Origin of the sequence: Streptomyces sp. NPDC005263 (assembly GCF_042872365.1) — a bacterium.
Taxonomy (GTDB): domain Bacteria; phylum Actinomycetota; class Actinomycetes; order Streptomycetales; family Streptomycetaceae; genus Streptomyces.
The window spans coordinates 143132-161622 of the sequence record NZ_JBIAKJ010000002.1 but is presented as its reverse complement, the minus strand read 5'-3'; the positions used below and the strand labels follow the sequence as shown (position 1 = coordinate 161622).

At 73.1% G+C, this 18491-nt stretch carries 16 protein-coding genes and 1 tRNA gene; 10 read left to right on the top strand and 7 right to left on the bottom strand.

Features of this window, described 5'->3' with window-relative positions; translation table 11 throughout:
• Positions 1-189: 189 nt before the first annotated feature.
• Entirely contained in the window at positions 190-1059 is an 870-nt protein-coding gene (locus tag ACFYRY_RS08125; protein WP_389141421.1) for a spermidine synthase, read from the bottom strand.
• Positions 1060-1189: 130 nt separating this feature from the next.
• On the bottom strand, positions 1190-1588 hold the full coding sequence (locus ACFYRY_RS08120) for a hypothetical protein (RefSeq protein WP_389141419.1): 399 nt from the start codon (positions 1586-1588) through the stop codon (positions 1190-1192).
• 281 nt (positions 1589-1869) lie between these two features.
• Between ACFYRY_RS08120 and ACFYRY_RS08115 the strand changes: the two genes are divergently transcribed.
• A complete protein-coding gene (locus ACFYRY_RS08115; RefSeq protein ID WP_389141417.1) occupies positions 1870-3336 on the top strand; it encodes a tetratricopeptide repeat protein in 1467 nt (488 codons plus the stop codon).
• A 14-nt stretch (positions 3337-3350) separates the two neighbouring features.
• Here ACFYRY_RS08115 and ACFYRY_RS08110 read toward each other — a convergent pair whose 3' ends face one another.
• Positions 3351-3944, bottom strand: a complete 594-nt coding sequence (locus tag ACFYRY_RS08110; protein ID WP_389141415.1) for a histidine phosphatase family protein — start codon at positions 3942-3944, stop codon at positions 3351-3353.
• A 193-nt stretch (positions 3945-4137) separates the two neighbouring features.
• Between ACFYRY_RS08110 and ACFYRY_RS08105 the strand changes: the two genes are divergently transcribed.
• The 7 genes from ACFYRY_RS08105 (at position 4138) to ACFYRY_RS08075 (ending at position 10388) form a co-directional block, all read left to right on the top strand.
• On the top strand, positions 4138-5091 hold the full coding sequence (locus ACFYRY_RS08105) for a phosphatase PAP2 family protein (RefSeq protein WP_389141413.1): 954 nt from the start codon (positions 4138-4140) through the stop codon (positions 5089-5091).
• Complete coding sequence (locus ACFYRY_RS08100) at positions 5042-6172, top strand: hypothetical protein (protein WP_389143642.1); 1131 nt, start codon at positions 5042-5044, stop codon at positions 6170-6172. The genes ACFYRY_RS08105 and ACFYRY_RS08100 overlap by 50 nt, the downstream gene beginning before the upstream one ends.
• Entirely contained in the window at positions 6163-7761 is a 1599-nt protein-coding gene (locus tag ACFYRY_RS08095; RefSeq protein WP_389141411.1) for a hypothetical protein, read from the top strand. Before ACFYRY_RS08100 ends, ACFYRY_RS08095 begins: the two co-directional genes overlap by 10 nt.
• Complete coding sequence (locus tag ACFYRY_RS08090; protein WP_389141409.1) at positions 7758-9095, top strand: AAA domain-containing protein; 1338 nt, start codon at positions 7758-7760, stop codon at positions 9093-9095. Before ACFYRY_RS08095 ends, ACFYRY_RS08090 begins: the two co-directional genes overlap by 4 nt.
• A 127-nt stretch (positions 9096-9222) precedes the next feature.
• Positions 9223-9591 carry a hypothetical protein gene (locus tag ACFYRY_RS08085; RefSeq protein ID WP_389141407.1) on the top strand — a complete coding sequence of 123 codons (369 nt, stop codon included), beginning with the start codon at positions 9223-9225 and terminating at the stop codon, positions 9589-9591.
• A 136-nt stretch (positions 9592-9727) separates the two neighbouring features.
• Positions 9728-10324 carry a bifunctional DNA primase/polymerase gene (locus ACFYRY_RS08080; protein WP_389141405.1) on the top strand — a complete coding sequence of 199 codons (597 nt, stop codon included), beginning with the start codon at positions 9728-9730 and terminating at the stop codon, positions 10322-10324.
• A tRNA-Lys gene (locus tag ACFYRY_RS08075) sits at positions 10315-10388 on the top strand. Before ACFYRY_RS08080 ends, ACFYRY_RS08075 begins: the two co-directional genes overlap by 10 nt.
• Before the next feature lie 252 nt (positions 10389-10640).
• On the opposite strand, the gene ACFYRY_RS08070 is transcribed toward ACFYRY_RS08075, so the two are convergent.
• Positions 10641-11903: a M6 family metalloprotease domain-containing protein gene (locus ACFYRY_RS08070; protein WP_389141403.1), complete on the bottom strand. Its 1263-nt coding sequence runs from the start codon at positions 11901-11903 to the stop codon at positions 10641-10643.
• A 313-nt stretch (positions 11904-12216) separates the two neighbouring features.
• Between ACFYRY_RS08070 and ACFYRY_RS08065 the strand changes: the two genes are divergently transcribed.
• The gene (locus ACFYRY_RS08065) at positions 12217-14025 is read left to right on the top strand and encodes a putative bifunctional diguanylate cyclase/phosphodiesterase (protein WP_389141401.1); all 1809 of its coding nucleotides are present in this window, start codon (positions 12217-12219) and stop codon (positions 14023-14025) included.
• Positions 14026-14072: 47 nt separating this feature from the next.
• Here ACFYRY_RS08065 and ACFYRY_RS08060 read toward each other — a convergent pair whose 3' ends face one another.
• The 3 genes from ACFYRY_RS08060 to ACFYRY_RS08050 form a co-directional block, all read right to left on the bottom strand.
• Positions 14073-15167: an LLM class flavin-dependent oxidoreductase gene (locus ACFYRY_RS08060; RefSeq protein WP_389141399.1), complete on the bottom strand. Its 1095-nt coding sequence runs from the start codon at positions 15165-15167 to the stop codon at positions 14073-14075.
• Positions 15168-15717: 550 nt separating this feature from the next.
• The gene (locus ACFYRY_RS08055; RefSeq protein ID WP_389141397.1) at positions 15718-16449 is read right to left on the bottom strand and encodes a decarboxylase; all 732 of its coding nucleotides are present in this window, start codon (positions 16447-16449) and stop codon (positions 15718-15720) included.
• On the bottom strand, positions 16446-17288 hold the full coding sequence (locus ACFYRY_RS08050; protein WP_389141395.1) for a decarboxylase: 843 nt from the start codon (positions 17286-17288) through the stop codon (positions 16446-16448). The genes ACFYRY_RS08055 and ACFYRY_RS08050 overlap by 4 nt, the downstream gene beginning before the upstream one ends.
• 200 nt (positions 17289-17488) lie before the next feature.
• Between ACFYRY_RS08050 and ACFYRY_RS08045 the strand changes: the two genes are divergently transcribed.
• The gene (locus ACFYRY_RS08045) at positions 17489-18484 is read left to right on the top strand and encodes a D-2-hydroxyacid dehydrogenase (protein WP_389141393.1); all 996 of its coding nucleotides are present in this window, start codon (positions 17489-17491) and stop codon (positions 18482-18484) included.
• The last annotated feature ends 7 nt before the right edge of the window (positions 18485-18491 follow it).

Here is an 18491-nt window from a genome sequence, read left to right as displayed (position 1 = left end):
ACGTAATCGACATGATTGACCACCTTTAGGTGGTCAGTGATCATCTACGGGTGGCGAAGGCCTTCGTGACCGTGGATCTACAACCCGCCCGAGCCCTTGGCCTGGGCGAAAACGACCGGTCGGCGGCGACGCCGATCATCGGTGTGCGGCCTCCCGTGGTGGCCGCCGCAGACGTGGGGGGTTACCGAGTCACCGGAAGGCGGACGGCGGTGGCGCGGGCGACGCCACGGCGACCGCGTCCGTCACCGGTAGCGCCCCGCCCGTGAAGTCGGTGAGCGACCTGCCGTGCTCGACCCGCCCGGGGTGCGGGTCCGAGGCGGCACGACGGGTGAGTTCGGCGAGGGGGAGCGGCCGGCCGCCGGCGACCAGAACCGCGTTGCCGAAGCGCTTGCCGCGCAGCACCGTCGGGTCGGCGACCAGTGCGAGCTCCGGGAAACAGGCCGCCGCGGTGGCGATCTGCCCGCGCAGGTGGGCCAGCGGCGGCCCGTCGGCGAGGTTCGCGGCGTAACAGCCGTCCGGCTTCAGCGCCCGGCGGACCTCACCGAGGAACTCGGTCGAGGTGAGGTGGGCCGGGGTGCGGGCCCCGCTGAACACATCGGCGATGACGAGGTCGGCCCAGCCGTCGGGCACCTTGGCGAGGCCTTCGCGGGCGTCCGTCGACCTGACCCGGATGCGCGCGGCGGGCGCCACCGGCAGTTGACGGCGGACGAGTTGGACCAGGGCCGCGTCCCGCTCGACGACCTGCTGGGTGGAGCGGGGGCGGGTGGCGGCGACATACCGGGCCAGGGTCAGCGCGCCGCCGCCGAGGTGCACGGCGTGCACGGGGCGGCCGGGCGGGGCCACCAGGTCGATCACATGCCCGAGCCGTCGCTGGTACTCGAAGGACAGGTACGCCGGATCGTCCAGGTCGACGTGCGACTGCGGGGCTCCGTCGATGAGCAGGGTCCAGGCCCGCGCCCGGTCCCGGTCGGGGATCAGTTCGGCGAGCCCACCGTCGACGGCCTCGACGAGCGTCTCGGCGGCGGCGCCGGTGCGCCTGGGCTTCCTGGACTTTCCCATTGCGCCATTATCGGGGCCCGCGGAACGGGGCGGCTCAACGAGCTCATGACAACACCGGGTGTGCTGGTGGTGAGGGCTCACCGGCTCACGTCGACGCGACTCCGCGGACATCCCTCAGAAGGGCCCCGGGTCAGCTGCAGTTGTCCACCGCTTCGATCAACCGCGCGGCCTCCCCCAGCGCCGCCCGCAGCACCGCCGGATCCGTCGCGAGGTCGGCCTCTCCGGAGGGCAGCAACGGTCTCAGCCGCAGCCCCCCGTCCGTCTGCGTACAGGTGCTCCCCGGCACGTCCCATGCCGCGGCGGTCCCCGACGGCACCAGGAATCCCAGCGTGTCGCAGCCGTCGTCGTGCAGTACCGGCCCCACCGCGTCGCCCACCCCCCGGCGCAGGATGTCGACCGCCTCCAGTCCCTGCCGCGTCGGCACCGTGACGAGATCGCACGCGCTGTCCGGGCGGGAAGGCGGCTCACCGGCCACGGTCGACGTACGCGGATCGACGCTCTGACTGATCTCCATCCCGGCCTCCACCACGAAACCCTCCTCCAACGAACGGGTCGGGAGGCGGGCGACTCCCGGTCCACGGGGTTCAACGCGGCGACACGTCAACGGCTACGGCCGAAGTCCGCCGCAAAGGATGGCAGTTCATGGCAGATCAAGTAGGAGATATCCGGTTTGCAACCAAACTCTGCGTGGCGGGACGCACACAGCAGGTACGTTCTTGCCCCGCTGGAAACAGGGTGTCACGCGGACCACTCACCCGGTCCCACCTCGCTTCCGGCATGGTTCGACGGTTCGCACGAGAGGACCCGGCCATGGCGTCGTCAACGGTGACCTCGTCCCAGCCCCCCGGCCCGCCACGGCCGAACCTCGCGTTCCGGCGGTTGCGCGGCCAGCGCTCGCCGGCCGAGTTCGCCGCGGCGGTACGGCGGGCAGCCCGCGAGATCGGCGAGCAGGTGAGCTGCGACGCGCGCTATGTCGGCCGGGTCGAGGCGGGCGAGATCCGCTGCCCCAACTACGCGTACGAACGGGTGTTCCTGCACATGTTCCCGGGCCGCACGCTCACCGACCTCGGGTTCGCGACCCGCTCGTCCGTACGCGGACGCCGGCCGCGCACGCCCGAGGACGCGCCCTCGTCGGGCCCCACGAATACGGCATATGCCACAGGTGAGACGCGAGGGGCGGACGAGCCGTATGACACCGAGGACACCCCGGACTCGTACGGCGCACACAGCCCGTACGAGACGCACGACAACGAGGAGAGCGACGTGCTGCGTCGCGCATTCATGACCAGCTCAGGCGCCACGGTGGCCGCCGCCTCGCTGAGCCCCCTGGGGCTCGCCCTCGACGCCGCGGCCGCGGGCCGTCCGGTCGGCAGGGTCGGCGGGAGCCACGCGAACGCGCTCGAGGAGGCGGTCCGCAGAATCCGGCTGCTGGACGACCGGCACGGCGCCGACGGCCTCTACCGGCGCGCGGCCGCCCCTCTGCGCGCCGCGTACGCGTTGCTGGACGCCGGGGTGACCCGGCAGCGGACCGCCGAACGGCTCCACTCGGGCGCCGGTGAACTGGCCATCTCGGTGGGCTGGCTGGCCCACGACTCGGGACGCTTCGACGACGCCCGCTCGCACTACGCGGAGGCCCTCGCGACCGCCCGGGTGAGCGGCGACGACGCCCTGGAGGCGCACGCCTTCTGCAACACCGCGTTCCTCGCCAGGGACGCCGGCCGGCCGCGCGAGGCGGTGCGCGCCGCCCAGGCCGCGCAACGCGTCGGGCGCCCCCTGGGTTCCGCCCGGCTGATGTCGCTGCTCGCGCTGCGCGAGGCGGGCGGCTGGGCCGGGCTCGCCGACCGCACCGGCTGCGAACAGGCCCTGGCCCGCGCCCAGGCCCTCTTCGAGCGAGGCCCCTCGGACGCCGACCCCGAGTGGATGAGCTTCTACGGCGAGGCCGAACTGGAGGGCCTGGAGGCGCAGTGCTGGTCGACCCTGGGCGACTGGCGCCGCGCGGCCCGGCACGCGCGTCGGGCGGCACAGCTCCAGGACCCGCACTTCACCAGGAACATCGCCCTGTACACGGCGGAACTGGCGGACGACCTCGCGCGCGGCGGCAGCCCAGACGAGGCCGCGGCGGCCGGCATGAAGGTGCTGGACCTGCTGAAGGAGGTGCAGTCGTCACGCATCCAGACGATGCTGGCGGGCACCGCGAGGGTGCTGCGGCCGCACCGACGGGCGTCGGGGGTGTCGACGTTCCTGGAGCGGCACGGCTCGTTGCCGCGTACCGCGTGAGCGGGCGAGAGGCGTCAGAAAAGGTGCCCCAGGTCGTTCCAGCTCTCGATCGCCGGTTCGCCGTACGCCCAGCCCAGCACCGACAGCGACGTCGGGTTCAGCCGGATCCGCGCCGCGAAGTCCAGCGGCAGACCGAGCCAGCGCGCGCCGATGGACCGCAGTATGTGCCCGTGCGCGAACACCAGCACGTCCCGGTCCGCCTGGCGGGCCCAGGCCACCACCTCGTCCGCCCGGGCCGTCACCTCGGCGAGCGGCTCACCCCCCGGTACGCCGTCGCGCCAGATGAGCCAGCCGGGCCGCAGGGCCTGGATCTCCTCGGGGGTCAGGCCCTCGTAGGCGCCGTAGTCCCACTCCATGAGCGTGTCCCAGCCGCTCGCCCGGTCACCGAAGCCGGCGAGTTCGCAGGTCTCCCGCGCGCGTGCCAGCGGGCTGGTGCGCACCTCGACCCCGTCGAGACCGTCGAACGGTGCCCGGCGCAGGCGCTCCCCGAGCAGCTTGGCGCCGCGTCGGCCCTCCTCCAGGAGCGGCACATCGGTCCTGCCGGTGTGCTTGCCGGACAGCGACCACTGCGTCTGTCCGTGCCGGGCGAGCAGGAGGCGCGGTGCCATGGGGGGACCTTTCCGGGGGAACTGGCAGTGGAGTCCCCCCATCATGGCGCACCCCCCGCGGCGGCAACCCGGCGGGCGATCTCTGCGTCTTTGAGGGCTGGGGCCGCTCCACATGGGCGCGGGCATACGCCGTAAAGTGGCACGACCGGAACGACAGCACCGGGCGGGCGAGACGAAGGGGGAGGGCGATCGGATGCCGCAGACCGTGACACCAGGCATCGAGGCGGTCCCGGACACCCGGTTGCGCTGGTGGACCGAGCTGCCGTTGATCCTCCTGGTGTACGCCTGCTACACGGCGGGGCGGCTGCTGGCGCGCGGCGATGTCAGCGGTGCCGTCGACCACGGTCTGACGATCCTGCGGGTCGAGAAGGTCCTGCGCATCAACGCCGAGCACCCCCTCAACCGGCTGTTCACCAGCGAGGCGTGGCTGGGCGTACCGGCCGACTTCTGGTACGCCTCGCTGCACTACGTGGTCACGCCCGCCGTCCTGGTCTGGCTGTTCAGGTCGCACGCCGTGCGCTACCGCGCGGCCCGCACCTGGCTGATGACGTCCACCTTCATCGGCCTGATCGGCTTCACCCTGCTGCCGACCTGCCCGCCCCGGCTGCTCTCCGAGAGCCACGGTTTCGTGGACACCATGGCCCAGTACAGCTCGTACGGCTGGTGGGGCGGCGAGGCGAGCGCCCCGCGCGGCATGGGCGGTATGACCAACCAGTACGCGGCCATGCCGAGTCTGCACGTGGGCTGGGCGCTGTGGTGCGGGGTGATGCTGTGGCGCCACGGCGGGACGCGGGCCGCGAAGACCGCCGGTGTCGTCTATCCGCTGGTGACGACGATCGTGGTGATGGGCACCGCGAACCACTACTTCCTGGACGCGGTCGCGGGCGCGGCGGTGATGGGCGCCGGGCTGCTTCTCGCGCCCTACGTCACGCGGGTCGCGGAGCGTGCGGGGACGCGACTGCGGGCCCGTTTCACGGTCGTCTCCGGGGGTGCTCCCGGCGCACATGCCTCAATTGTCAGTGCCGGATGCCAGACTTCCGCGGGTGAGCACATTCCACGGCAGCGTGATTCCCGGTTCGCAGACGGAGTCGAGCCGAGTGCCGCCCCCACGGACGCGGGAGACGGCGCTCCGGCACCGGCTCGCTGAGCTGCGCGGTCCCGACGTCCCGGCGAAGGCCCTGGACGCGCGCGCCCTGGCGGCGCTCGCCGCCAACCCCGGGTGCGAGCGGCGCGCGATCCTCGACGGCGCCGGGGTGAACAAGACGGCGCTGGCGAGCGCGTTGGGCGCCCCGTCGGCCTTCGGACAGTCGCAGTTCGCCCTGACCCGGGGCAACGCCTTCGAGGCCCGGGTCAAGTCGGACGGCGGCGCGGAGCTGCTGCGGCTGGTGCACGAGAAGCTGGACCGGGGGGCCGAACCGCCGTCGCACGCCCAGGTGCCCGAACTCACCGCGATCGGCCCGGAAGGGCGCACCGCGCGCACGGCCCTCGCCCTGCGTGAGGCGACCGCGGCCGGCGGCTGGACGTTGCTCGACCACCCCATGCTGGCGCTCGACGTCGCCGGTTCGCCCGCTTTCCTGGAGCCGGACGCGGTGGTCGTGCACCCGGACGGCAGCTGGACGGTCGTGGAGATCAAGTCCTTCCCGATGCTGGACGGCTCCGCGGATCCGGCCAAGGTCGGCGCCGCGGCCCGGCAGTCCGCGGTGTACGTACTGGCGTTGGAGGAGGTCGCCGCCCGCCTGGATCCGGTGCCGCGGGTGCGTCACCAGGTGCTGCTGGTCTGCCCGAAGGACTTCTCCAACCTGGCCACCGCGTCCGCGGTCGACATCCGCAAGCAGCGCGCGGTGACCGCCCGCCAGCTGGCCCGGCTGACCCGCCTCCAGGACATCGCCGACGCCCTCCCCGAGGGCGTCTGCTTCGCCCCCGAACAGCCGGCCGAGGAGCTCACGGCCGCCGTCGAGGCGGTCCCGGCGACGTACGCACCCGAGTGCCTGTCGGCCTGCGAGCTGGCCTTCCACTGCCGCGAGCGGTCCCGCACCGCGGGCGCCGTGACCTCCCTGGGCCGCTCGGTCCGCGCCGAACTGGGCGGCCTCAGCACCGTCGAGGACGTCCTGGCGGCGGCCCGCGGGGAGGCCGGGGACCCGGACGACCCGGCGGTGGCCGCGCTCCGGAGAGCCGCCGAGCTGAGGGCGGAAGCGCTGGGCAGCCGTCAGGGGGCCACATGTCACTGATCGCCACCCTGGCCCGCCTCGAAGCGGTCAGCACCGGCCGCGCCCAGCCCGCCGCGACCGTCCGGCACCGGAGGCTGTCCGAGCGGCCGCTCGTCTTCGTGCCGCTCACCACCGCCGGTGAGGCCGGTGCCCCGCTCGGCGCGCTGGTGGGCACCGACCGGGACGCCCCCCGGCTGCTGGTCGTACCGCAGCCCCGCGACCGCGACCTCAGGTTCGCGTTCCTCGCCGAACTGGCCGACGTCGTCCTGCCGTACGTCGACGCCCACGCCGATTCCGTGGAGGCCGCCGAACGCACCGAGACGGACCCGGAGACCGGCAAGCGGGTCAAGGTCGAGGTGGACCTGTGCACCGACGCCCCGCAGCTGATCGTGCCCAGCCGCGCGGGAGTCGACTTCGTCCGGCTGCTGGGGCGCTCCATGCGTTTTCGGCGTACGGCGGAACAGGACCCCGAGACGCCCTACCCCGCGCCGCCCCGGCTGCCCCTGCTCGGCCGGTGGCTGACCCACTTCGGGGAGCGTGCCCGGGTGCCCGGCTCCTCGCTGCTGCTCGCCATGACGGACGTACTGGCCCGGCACTGGTCGACGGGCCAGTCCACCCTGGAGGACCAGCACCTGGGCGCGTTGCTCTCCTGGATCGATCCGCCCGAGGGCGTCCTGGGCGCCGACGCCGCGCTCCGGGCCGAACTCCACCGGGACGCGGACGGCCAGCTGGTGTGCCCGCCCGCCGGCCCGGCCACCGACCCGGCGTTCGACAACCAGCTGCTGGCCCCCGCCATCGAGCGCTACGACCGTGCCCGCACCGCCCTCGCCGCCGCCGAGGACGGCCCGCAGGCCGACGACCGGCTCGGCATCCTCACCGCCGCCGAGCGCGAGCTGCGCACCCTGGTGGAGAGCCGGACGCGCCCCACCTGGGACGCGGTGTGGCGGGGCCTGGACCTGCTGTGGGAGCTGCCGGAGGGCGCGCACGTCGAGGAGCGGTGGACCCGCGACCGCTGGTCGTTCACCGCGCACCGCGACCGCGTGCTGGCCGGCGAGCCCCCGCAGCCGCGCCGCGACGACGCCGTCACCGCCGCGAACAAGCTGGCCGCCCGGGAGCGTGAGCAGGCCCGGCTGGACGCCCAGGAGGCCCTGGACGACCCGCTGGTGATGGCCGGACGGCGACTGGCCGGGGAGGCGTTCGCGGGCGAGGTCACGGACGTCGTGATGGCGTACAGCGAGGGCAAGCGGCCCAGCCCCCGCCCGCTGGTCACGGTCCGCACCGACGACCGGCCGTACCTGGGCGAGCGGGCCAGGGTGTACCGGGCGCTGGGCGGCAAGCCGCAGGCGGCGGAGTTCGTCGGGCAGGAGGACGAGGGAGACGAGGGAGTCATCGTCCTGCGGATCGTCGACAAGATGGGCCGCGGCAAGGAGCCCGAGCCCGGATCCGTGCCGGAGAAGGGCGACCGGCTCTGCTTCACCCTCTTCGAACACGAGCAGCGCGGCGGAGCGAAGCTGCCCGACCCGGAGGACACCCCGTGGACACACGGAGGACCGCCCGGCGAGGCGACGGTGCCCGACCCCGACCCCGTGACCCAGGAGGACGTCCTGTGACCCCTCGGGACTTCGACCCCGGTGCCCTGGCGGCCCGCGCGACCGGAGCGATCCTCCACGACACCCTGCACGGCACCCACCGCGGTGTCGTCGTCGACTCCCCGCCGGGCGCCGGAAAGTCCACCCTCGTCGTCCGTGCCGCACTCGAACTCGCCGACGCCGGCCGGCCGTTGATGGTCGTCGCGCAGACCAACGCCCAGGTCGACGACCTGGTGCTGCGGCTCGCCGAGAAGAACCCCGACCTTCCGGTGGGACGGCTGCACAGCAGCGACAGCGACCCGTACGACAAGGCGCTGGACGACCTGCCGAACGTACGGAAGTCGTCGAAGGCGGGCGATCTCGGCGGGCTGGCGGTGGTGATCTCGACGGCGGCCAAGTGGGGGCATGTGAAGGTCGACGAGCCGTGGCGGCACGCGATCGTCGACGAGGCCTACCAGATGCGTTCGGACGCGCTGCTCGCCGTGGCGGGTCTCTTCGAGCGGGCGCTGTTCGTGGGCGACCCGGGCCAGCTGGACCCGTTCGCGATCGTCGGCAGCGAGCAGTGGGCGGGCCTGTCGTACGACCCCTCGGCCTCCGCGGTGACGACCCTGCTCGCGCACAACCCCGAGCTGCCGCAGCACCGCCTGCCGGTGTCCTGGCGGCTCCCGGCGTCGGCCGCGCCGCTGGTCTCCGACGCGTTCTATCCCTACACCCCCTTCCGCAGCGGCACGGACCACGACGACCGCCGTCTCGCCTTCGCGGTCCCCTCCGACGGGTCGGGCCCCGACCAGGTGATCGACGAGGCCGCCCGGTCGGGCTGGGGCCTGCTGGAGCTGCCCGCGCGGCACACCCCGCGGACGGACCCCGAAGCGGTCCGGGCCGTGGCCACGGTCGTACGCCGGCTGCTGGACCGGGGCGGCGCGGCCACGTCGGAACGCGGACCCGACCCGGTTCCGCTGACCGCCGACCGGGTCGCCGTCGGCACGGCCCACCGCGACCAGGCGGCGGCGGTCCGCGCGGCGCTCACCGAACTCGGCGTCACGGACGTCACCGTCGACACGGCGAACCGCCTCCAGGGCCGCGAGTTCGACGTCACCGTCGTCCTCCACCCGCTGTCCGGCCGCCCCGACGCCACCGCGTTCCATCTGGAAACCGGCCGCCTGTGCGTGCTGGCCTCCCGCCACCGGCACGCCTGCATCGTCGTCTGCCGAGCCGGCGTCACCGACCTCCTGGACGACTACCCGTCGACGGAACCGGTCCAGCTGGGAACGGTGGTGAAGTTCCCGGACGGATGGGAAGCCAACCATGCGGTACTCGCACATCTGACCGAACACCGGGTGACCTGGAAGCCCTGACCAGCACGGCACCGGCGGCGCCCGGCCGATCACGGTCGAAGCGCCCGGCGTACTTGCGCGGGCGCGAGAGAATGGACGGTGGCCCTAGCCGAGACGGGTCATCCGTGACGTACGAGGAGGAGAAGACATGGCGGAGCCCACGCCGCGTCGGAACGAACCGCGGCTACGCCCCGCGCCCCTGCTCTTCGAGCCCGCGCAGGCGGCCGCAGATCCGGAGCACTTCTTCGATCTGGAGTCGATCGACGACCCCCGCGCGCTGCTGGCCCGTGCGACCGAGCTGACGCACGCGTTCCGGGCGGCGACCGACCGCGCCATGGAGTTCCAGGCGATCGCCGCGGCCCAGCTGGCCGACCCCCGCCGCTTCGACCGGCTGACCCCGGCGGACATCGCCGCGCGGGCCGAGTGGACCGAGGACTACGCGAAGAAGATGGTCGAGTTCGGACGCGACCTGATGCGGAGCGGCACCGAGGGCCCGGGCTCCGCCGACCCTGTGTGAGGCACCTCACCGAGATGAGTGCGGGCATATGCCAGGCGGGCAAGTGGCGGGCAAGATACCCCCTCACCGCCCCTCCCGTCCCGATTTCCGGCAACCCTCAGGAACCGCACACTCACGCCCTGTAGATCTATGGGTCATGAGCAGCACACGCGAGCAGCCCCTCTCCGCCCGCTCCGACGTCTCGGGCGCGACGCCGGAGGGCGCCGCCTGGCTCGCCTCCGCCGGGACGTACCCGCGCAGCACCCTGGCGCTCTGGGAGGAGCAGCCGGACGCGCCGGTCGTCCTGCCCTGCGGCTCCACCTTCGACGTGGTCGGCGCGCCCGCCGTCTTCGGGCGCCGCATGGTCGACCGGCTGTGGGCGGAAGGCCCGGGATCGGGACCGGTCGCGGCGTTCCGGGGCCGCATGCTGCTGTTCGCCGCGCCCGGCACGGCACAGCGACTGCCCTCACTGCTGCACTGGGAGGAGTCCGGCCGCACCGGAGCCATCCCACCCCTGCTGTGCCACGGCAACGGCGACGCGGTGACCCTCCCCGCACCGATGGCCACCGACGGCTCCCCGGGCCGCCCCGAGTCACGCTGGCTGGTCGCCCCGGACACCCGTCACCCCTGGCTGCCTGGCCCGGAAATCCTGCTCTGGGCAGCCGTCCGGGCGGCCCGTGCGGCCGTACGGATATCGATTTTTCCTCCCGCCGATCAGGGTGCTAAGGTCTACGACGTCAGCAGGCGCCGCTAGCTCAGTTGGTTAGAGCAGCTGACTCTTAATCAGCGGGTCCGGGGTTCGAGTCCCTGGCGGCGCACGTTGGCGATGGCGAGGCATGTTCGCGGAAAACGCGAACCGGTCTCGCCATCGTTGTTTTTGCGCGGCTTCGCCGCGCGTTGTGGGGGCTTTGCCACCCACACCCCCCTTTTCGCCGGTCCTGTGGGCGTGGGGTGAGGGGCGCGGCCTCTGGGCCGGCGGGGATGTGAGCCCCGGTCGAGGGGGCAGGGGACCGCAGGTCGAGCGGGGCTCTGTGACCGCAGGCCGGGCGAGCCGCATGGCTGCCAGGCGATCAGCCGACCGTGATCTTCACCGTCCAGGCCCCGGAGGCCGTGCGGCCCTCCGCCTCCACGAGGACGTTCTCGCCGGGCACTCTGAAGCTCTCGCCCAGGGCGACCGGGGCGTCCGCGAGGGGTGGGTAGACGGAGGTCTCCCAGCAGGCGTCGGTGCGCGGATGGGCGTCGATCACCTCGACCGGTCCACGGCCGGACTCCGCCGTGCCGCTCACCCGGTAGACGAGGACGCCCGGCCGGCAGGCCGCCGTGTCGTTGCCCACCGGCCCGCGCACCTCGAAGGCGAGCGCGCTGTCGACTCCGGTACGGACGACCGCGAGCTTGGTCCCACTGCCCAGCCCGAAGGCGGGGGCCCCGGCGGAGCCCACGGCCGGCGCCCCCGGGCCCGCGCCGAGCGGCTCCAGGGTCAGCCACGTCGGCCCGCTCCGCTGTACGCACGTCACCTGCCTGGACTCCAGCCAGCCCAGCTTCCACTTGTGCCAGCCGAACAGATCCGGCGCCAGCCCGAACTGGCTGCCCATCAGATCCCAGTCGCCGACGAACGTGTCCCAGTCGCCCTTGCCGTCCGCCGGCCGGTGGTACAGGTCCGGCAGATCGAAGACGTGCCCGGTCTCATGGGCGAGAACCAGCCGGTCCGGCGGGTGCTGCTCGAACACCGTCACGACCCGCCGGATGTCCGTCCCGTCGGCCCGCAGCGGGGTGTCCATGTTCACCACCTTCGTCGCGTCCGAGTCCACCCCGGGCGCGTCCGGATCGGCGACGAAGTACACGACGTCGTAGCGCGAGAAGTCGACCTGCGCGTCGGCCGCGGCGAGCGCGTCGCGCAGGTAGGCGGCCCGGTGCGAGGCGCTCCAGTCGCGCCGCATGACGTACGACGTCGACGCCCGGGGCATCCGGATCCAGTGCCGCAGCGGGTGCGGGCGCAGGGTGAACCGGCCGTAGGAGGCGCGCTGGAAGAAACGGCTGGTGGCCGGGAAGTGGTCGGCGGCGAGCTGGTCAGGGGTGGTCAGCGGTGCCGAGTCCGGGAAGGACAGGAAGACCATCACCGCGTCCAGCTCGCGGGTCGGACGCGGATACGCGGAGTTCCAGGTGCCCACGCCCTCCGAGTGGTGGGCCTCGGTGCGCTGCAGGGCGCAGGGCGCCGCCGGGAACGGTTCCGCGACCGACGGGCCGGTCACGAGGGAGGTCGCCGCGAGGGCCGACAGGGTGGTGAACACGGCCGCGGTGCTGCGCAGTCGGGGGCGCGGAAACGGACGCGGCACAGGGACCTCCGGAAACGGTTCACAGGACACCGCGTCCATATTGTGTGCTTTTGTTCTATAGAGCCCTGTTTATCTGCACCAGACGGGTGAGAAGTCCGAAGGACCGTCAGATGCCACACCGGGGAACCGTTCACGGAACGTCACAACTGGTCAGGCGCCTGCAGAACACGTCCAAGGTCCGAGCAGAAACGATCTGTCAGAAGGGCAGGTTGTTCCGGGACACTGGTCAGCGGCTGGAAGGGTCATGGGGCAGCCTCTATGATCGGCACACTTTCCTGCCGGACAGCGATCGAGTGCACTGCGGGAGCGAGCGGTGAGCGGAACGTCCGAAGGGCCGACGCCCGCGGCAGACCTCGACCGGTCAGCCGTCACAGAGAGTGATGCCGACGCGGCTACCAGTGCCGAGCCCCAGACCTACCGCTCGGTTTTCACGGCCGCGCCGGTCGCGATGGCCGTCGTGGACCGCGAGGGCCTGGTCGTCAGCGCCAACGCCACGCTGGGCGAACTGCTCGGCAGCCCACCCGACGCGCTGACCGGACGGATCGCCGCCGACCTGGTGGACCTGGCCTCCGACGCGCGCGCCTGGCACGCCTACCAGGAGGTCCTGCGCGGCCGGCAGGCCAGGCTGCGCTGCTCCCGTCGACTCAAGCAACCCGACGGCCGGTCCCTGTGGGCACAGGTCACCGTCGCGCCCCTGTCGGGAGAGGGACCCGGTGCGGTCCTGCTGTCCGTCACCGACATCACCGCCCGCCGTGAACTTCAGGCGCGCCTCAGGCACTTGCAGATGCACGACCCCGTGACCCGGCTGCCCAACCGCACCCTGTTCTTCGAACGGCTCACGGCCGCGCTGGAGGCGGAGGCGTACGAGCTGACCGGCACCGGCCGGGTCGGCCTGTGCTACCTGGACCTCGACGGCTTCCAGGCCGTCAACGACACCCTGGGCCACCGCATCGGCGACCGGTTGCTGGCCGCCGTCGCCGGCCGGCTCACCCGTTGCGCCGACGAGGCCGGCCTCGGACGGGTCAGCGCGCCCCTGGTGGCCCGGCTCGGCGGCGACGAGTTCGCGCTCCTGGTCGAGGACTCCACCGGCACCGACCAGCTCGCCGATCTCGCCGAGGCGGTACTGAACGCGGTCCAGGCGCCCTTCGACATCGCCGGGCAGCGCCTGTCGGTGTCGGCCTCGATCGGCGTGGTGGAACGGCAGGCGGCGGGCACCAGCGCGACCGGGCTCATGCAGGCCGCGGACACCACGCTGTACTGGGCCAAGGCCGACGGCAAGGCCCGCTGGACCCTCTTCGACCCGGAGCGCAACGCCCATCGGATGACCCGGCAGGCCCTCGCCTCCACCCTGCGCCCCGCGATCGAACGCGGCGAGTTCGTACTGGAGTACCAGCCGCTGGTGGGGATGGAGGACGGTCGACTGCGGGGCGTCGAGGCCCTGGTGCGCTGGAGCCACCCGCAGTTCGGCATGTTGACGCCGAATCGGTTCATCGGACTGGCCGAGGAGGACGGCTCGATCGTGCAGCTCGGCCGCTGGGTGCTGGCCACGGCCTGCCGTCAGGCGCGGCAGTGGCAGTTGAGCCATCCGGACGAACCGCCGGTCTTCGTGAGTGTGAACGTGGCGGTCCGTCAGGTCTGGGACTCCGACCTGGTCGCGGACGTGGCCGCGATCCTCGCGGAGACGGAGCTGGCCCCGCACCTGCTCCAGCTGGAGCTCACCGAGTCGGCGGTGATGGGCTCGGCCGGCCGGCCGCTCCAGGCGCTCCAGGCCCTCAGCGACATGGGCGTGCACATCGCCATCGACGACTTCGGCACGGGCTACTCGAACCTGGCGTACCTCAGCCGGCTGCCGGTGTCGGTGCTGAAGCTGGACGGTTCGTTCGTACGGGGCTTCCAGTACGAGGGGGAGGGCGTGGCGCCCAACCCGGCCGACGAGGTCGTCGTCGAGGCGATGATCCAGCTCGCCCACCGGCTGGGGCTGACCGTCACGGCGGAGTGCGTGGAGACGTCCGCGCAGGCCGCGCGGCTGCGGCGGATCGGCTGCGACACCGGCCAGGGGTGGCTGTACTCACGGCCGGTGCCGCCGGATCGTATCTCCGGATTGTTGGATGTACGGGTGTGAGGTGTACGGGGCGCGAGGCAGCGCGGCGTGCGCGGTGAGGGGCGGGTTCAGGCGGTCGGCAGTCCGTAGGCGTCCGCGATGAGTTCGTAGGAGCGCAGGCGTACGTCGCCGCTGTGGGCGTTGCCCGTGATCATCAGCTCGTCGGCGCCGGTGCGCTTGTGGAGGTCGTCAAGGCCGGAGCGGACCTCGTCGGGGGTGCCGTGGATGACGTTCGCGTTCCAGGAGTCGACGAACTCGCGCTCCATCGGGCTGAACGCGTAGGCCTCGGCCTCTTCGGGGGTGGGGACGAGTCCGGGGCGGCCGGTGCGCAGCCGCACCATGTTCAGGGCGGCGGCCAGGACCTGCCGGCGGGCCTCCTTCTCGTCCTCGGTGGCGAGGGCGGAGACGCCGATGAGGGCGTACGGCTGGTCCAGGACGGCGGACGGCTGGAAGGACTCGCGGTACAGGTCCAGGGCCGGGACGGTGTTCTGGGCCGAGAAGTGGTGCGCGAAGGCGAAGGGCAGGCCGAGCTCGCCTGCCAGGCGGGCGCTGAAGCCGGAGGAGCCGAGGAGCCAGACGGGCGGGCGGTGCGGGGACTGGACGCCGCCCGGGGAGGTCGCCTGGACGGGGCCGGGGACGGCGTGGATACGGCGGTAGCGGTGGCCGTCGGGGAAGTCGTCGTCGAGGAAGCGGATGAGCTCGGCGAGCTGCTGGGGGAAGTCGTCGGCGCCCTCGTTGAGCCGGTCGGTGCGGCGCAGGGCGGCGGCGGTGGCGCCGTCCGTGCCCGGGGCGCGGCCGAGGCCGAGGTCCACGCGGCCCGGGGCCAGCGCCTCCAGGGTGCCGAACTGCTCCGCGATCACCAGCGGGGCGTGGTTGGGGAGCATCACGCCGCCCGAGCCGAGGCGGATGCGGGTGGTGTGGGCGGCGAGGTGGGCGAGGATCACGGCGGGGGAACTGGACGCCACGCCCGGCATGGAGTGGTGTTCGGCGACCCAGTAGCGGTGGAAGTGGCGGGACTCCGCGAGCTTGGCTATCTCGACGCTGGTGCGGAGGGCGTCGGTGGCGGTGCGGCCGGCGCCGACGGTGACCAGGTCCAGGACGGAGAGGGGGGTGGGGGCGGTGCCGTGTGGGGTTCCCCGGGTCGCGTCTGGGGTTGTGGTCACGGGGGTGCCTCCTGTGGTGAGCCGGTGCGGGGTCCTCCGGAGGTAACAGGAGGGGGTCTCCGGTTATTCCGGGGCGGGGGCCGGCTCGGGTGGGTGGGGGTGGGCGTGGGGGGGGGGGGGGGGGGGGGCCCCCCGGGGGCCCCCCCCCCCCCCCCCCCCCCCCCCGCGCCCGGGGGGGGGGGGGGGGCGGGGGCCCCCCCCCCCCCCCCCCGCCCGCNNNCGTACGGGGGGCGGGGGGGGGGGGGGGGGGGGGGGGGGGGGGGTGTTTGGGGGGGGGGGGGGGGGTTTTGGGGGGGGGGGGGGGGGGGGGGGGGGGGGGGGGGGGGGCCGTTCTGGGGCTCCGCCCCAGACCCCGGGAGTCGCCCACCCACACTCCGCCCGTCTCGGTTGGTCGAGAGGCTGGCGTCGAAAAGATCCGGGGCTCCGCCCCGGGACCCGGCGGGGGCTTCGCCCCCGACCCACCAACACCCGACCCCCGAGTGCCGGGCCCGGCACTCGGCTCCCGGCACCCAGCACCCAGCACCCAGCACCCAGCACCCAGCACCCAGCCTCACGCCTGGACGATAGGTTCCCGCGTGAACAGGGCTCCCATGGACGGGGCGTTCACCCTGCGGTCTGCCAGCCTGAGGGCTTCCCAGACGGTGACCTGGTTGGCTGTGAGGACGGGCTTGCCCAGGTCCTTCTCCAGGGCGGGGATGTGGGCGGCGGTGTGCAGGGCCGTGTCGGGGAGCAGGAGGGCCTCGGCGTCCGGGGCGTCGGCCTCGCGGGCCAGGGCGAACACCTCGTCCTCGCCCCACGTCCCGACCTCCGCGGCCGTGATGATTCCGGAGCCGCGGACCCCGGTGACCTCCAGGCCGGCCGCGCGCAGGAACTGGGCGAAGAGGTCCGCCACGTCGTCCGGATAGGTCGCGCCGACGGCGACCCGGCTCACGCCGAGCTCCCGCGCCGCGTGCACGAAGGCGAAGGAGGTGGAGGAGGCCGGCATGCCGGCGGTGAGGGCGAGGGCGCGTACCTGCTCGTGCGCGCCCTCCCAGCCGTAGACGAAGCTGCCGCTGGTGCAGGCCCACACCACCGATTCGGCACCGCCCATGCGCAGCTGCTCGACGCCCGCCGCGAGCCGGTCGGCGGAACCCATTTCGAGCAGGGCGTCGACCCGGTGGGCGTCCTCGCCGATGTCGGTGTGCACCAGGTCCAGGCGGACGTCGCTGCCGAGCAACTGTTCGATGCGCGGGTAGTCGTCCTCGGCGGAGTGGCCCGGATAGAGGAATCCCAGTGCTGTCATGTCCAGCCTTCCTGCTGCTGTTCTTCGTCCGGCAGTCGCGGTACGTCCGGTAGCACCGGCACGTCCGGAAGCCCCGGTACGTCCGGCAGTACGGGGCCGAGCCTGGCCGCCGGGTCGATCAGCGCCTGGTACGGTCCCACGGCTCGGGTACCCAGATGGCGTAGTGCTGCCCACATCGTCACCTGGTTGGCCGAGATCACCGGGATCCGCAGCTCCGCCTCCAGCTGGGGAATCACGTCGTAGGTGGGGAGATTGGTGCAGCTGATGAACAGCGCCTCGGCCCCGTTGAGCCCGGCACTGCGCGCCATGTCCGCCACCTCCCGGTACGGAACCTTCCAGATGTGCCTGGTCAGGCCCATGTACGCGCAGCTGGTGACGGTGACGCCCGCCTCGGCCACGTACGCCTCCAGTGCGCGGGTGACCGACACGGTGTAGGGCGTGACCAGCGCGACCCGGCGGACGTCGAGCTCCGCCAGTGCCTCCAGCAACGCTCCGGACGTCGTGACCGAGGGCAGCGCGCCCGCCTGGGTCATCGCCGCGCACATCGCGCGTTCCCCGGCGATCCCGCCGACGAAGCTGCCGGACGTGCAGGCGTAGGCCACGACCTCGGGTGCGATGGCGGTCAGCGTGCGCACCGCCTCGTGCAGGGTCTCGTGCTCGCTGACCAGGCGGGCGAGGTCGAGGCTGACCTCGACGGGGACGTAGGGCGTTCGGGTCAGATGCAGGGAGACCTCGTCGGGCACCCAGCGCCACAGCTCGCGGTCGAGAGCGAAATCGAACGGGGCGACGACCCCGACACCGCGCTGGGGGCGTGGACCCCCCAGAAACGAAACGTCCATGGCAGAAACCGGCCTCACACTGAGGGACCAGAGGGCAACGGACCGTGTGCACGCCCGTGTTGACGAAGGTAGGTTCGGGTGCGAGCGTGGTCAATCCGCCCTCGTGACCAACACGTCAAGACTCGGTCAACCGCCGATGTCCGCCCACGTCAGACGGCCGTCGTCTCCGAAGAATCGGTACCCCGAATGGCTTGTTCCGCATGACCGCGCCCTCGTCCGGCCCTTCGTTCGGCCCTTCGTCCGGCCCCCCGTCCGTCCCCACCGTCCTGGTCCTGGACGCCGACCCGCCGCCCCGTCTCGGCAGCCTCACCGGCCGGGCCCGCGTCGAGCACGCGGACGAGTCGACCCTCGCCGAACGGCTGCCGTCGGCCGATGTCCTGCTGGTGTGGGACTTCACCTCGCACGCGGTCCGGGCGGCCTGGCCCGGCGGCGGCCCGCGGCCCCGCTGGGTGCACACCGCGAGCGCGGGCGTGGACCACCTGATGTGTCCCGAACTCGCCGCCTCCGACACGGTGGTGACGAACGCCCGGGGCGTCTTCGACCAGCCGATCGCCGAGTACGTGGCCGCGCTGGTGCTGGCGATGGCCAAGGACATGCCGCGGACCTGGGAGTTGCAGCGGCACGGGACCTGGCGGCACCGCGAGTCGCAGCGGGTGACCGGCACCCGCGCGTGTGTCGTCGGCGCCGGGCCCATCGGGCGGGCGATCGTCGCCACCCTCAAGGCGCTCGGTGTCACGGCCGCCCTCGTCGGCCGCACGGCGCGCACCGGCGTCCACGGCCCCGAGGACCTGGACCGGCTGATGGCCCGCGCGGACTGGGTGATCGCGGCGGCGCCGCTCACGGAGCAGACGTACGGCTTGTTCGACGCCCGCCGCTTCGGCCTGATGCAGCCCTCGGCCCGGTTCGTCAACATCGGCCGGGGGCCGCTGGTCGTCGAGGACGCGCTGGTCGAGGCGCTGTCCAAGCAGTGGATCGCGGGCGCCGCGCTGGACGTCTTCGAGCACGAACCGCTGCCTCCCGACAGCCCGTTGTGGCAGGTCCCGAACCTGATCGTGTCCCCGCACATGAGCGGCGACACGGTCGGCTGGCGGGACGATCTGGGCGCGCAGTTCGTGGAGATGTACGGGCTGTGGGAGGCGGGTGAAGCACTGCCGAACGTGGTCGACAAGCAACGGGGGTACGTACCCGGACACTGACGTCCTA

What these genes read in the sequence shown, in the direction of transcription:
- ACFYRY_RS08085 (WP_389141407.1), top strand. Translation starts at nt 9,223, where the DNA reads ATGGCGGAGCCCACGCCGCGTCGGAACGAACCGCGGCTACGCCCCGCG.
- ACFYRY_RS08110 (WP_389141415.1), bottom strand. Translation starts at nt 3,944, where the DNA reads ATGGCACCGCGCCTCCTGCTCGCCCGGCACGGACAGACGCAGTGGTCG.
- ACFYRY_RS08045 (WP_389141393.1), top strand. Translation starts at nt 17,489, where the DNA reads ATGACCGCGCCCTCGTCCGGCCCTTCGTTCGGCCCTTCGTCCGGCCCC.
- ACFYRY_RS08050 (WP_389141395.1), bottom strand. Translation starts at nt 17,288, where the DNA reads ATGGACGTTTCGTTTCTGGGGGGTCCACGCCCCCAGCGCGGTGTCGGG.
- ACFYRY_RS08115 (WP_389141417.1), top strand. Translation starts at nt 1,870, where the DNA reads ATGGCGTCGTCAACGGTGACCTCGTCCCAGCCCCCCGGCCCGCCACGG.
- ACFYRY_RS08055 (WP_389141397.1), bottom strand. Translation starts at nt 16,449, where the DNA reads ATGACAGCACTGGGATTCCTCTATCCGGGCCACTCCGCCGAGGACGAC.
- ACFYRY_RS08105 (WP_389141413.1), top strand. Translation starts at nt 4,138, where the DNA reads ATGCCGCAGACCGTGACACCAGGCATCGAGGCGGTCCCGGACACCCGG.
- ACFYRY_RS08080 (WP_389141405.1), top strand. Translation starts at nt 9,728, where the DNA reads ATGAGCAGCACACGCGAGCAGCCCCTCTCCGCCCGCTCCGACGTCTCG.
- ACFYRY_RS08125 (WP_389141421.1), bottom strand. Translation starts at nt 1,059, where the DNA reads ATGGGAAAGTCCAGGAAGCCCAGGCGCACCGGCGCCGCCGCCGAGACG.
- ACFYRY_RS08095 (WP_389141411.1), top strand. Translation starts at nt 6,163, where the DNA reads ATGTCACTGATCGCCACCCTGGCCCGCCTCGAAGCGGTCAGCACCGGC.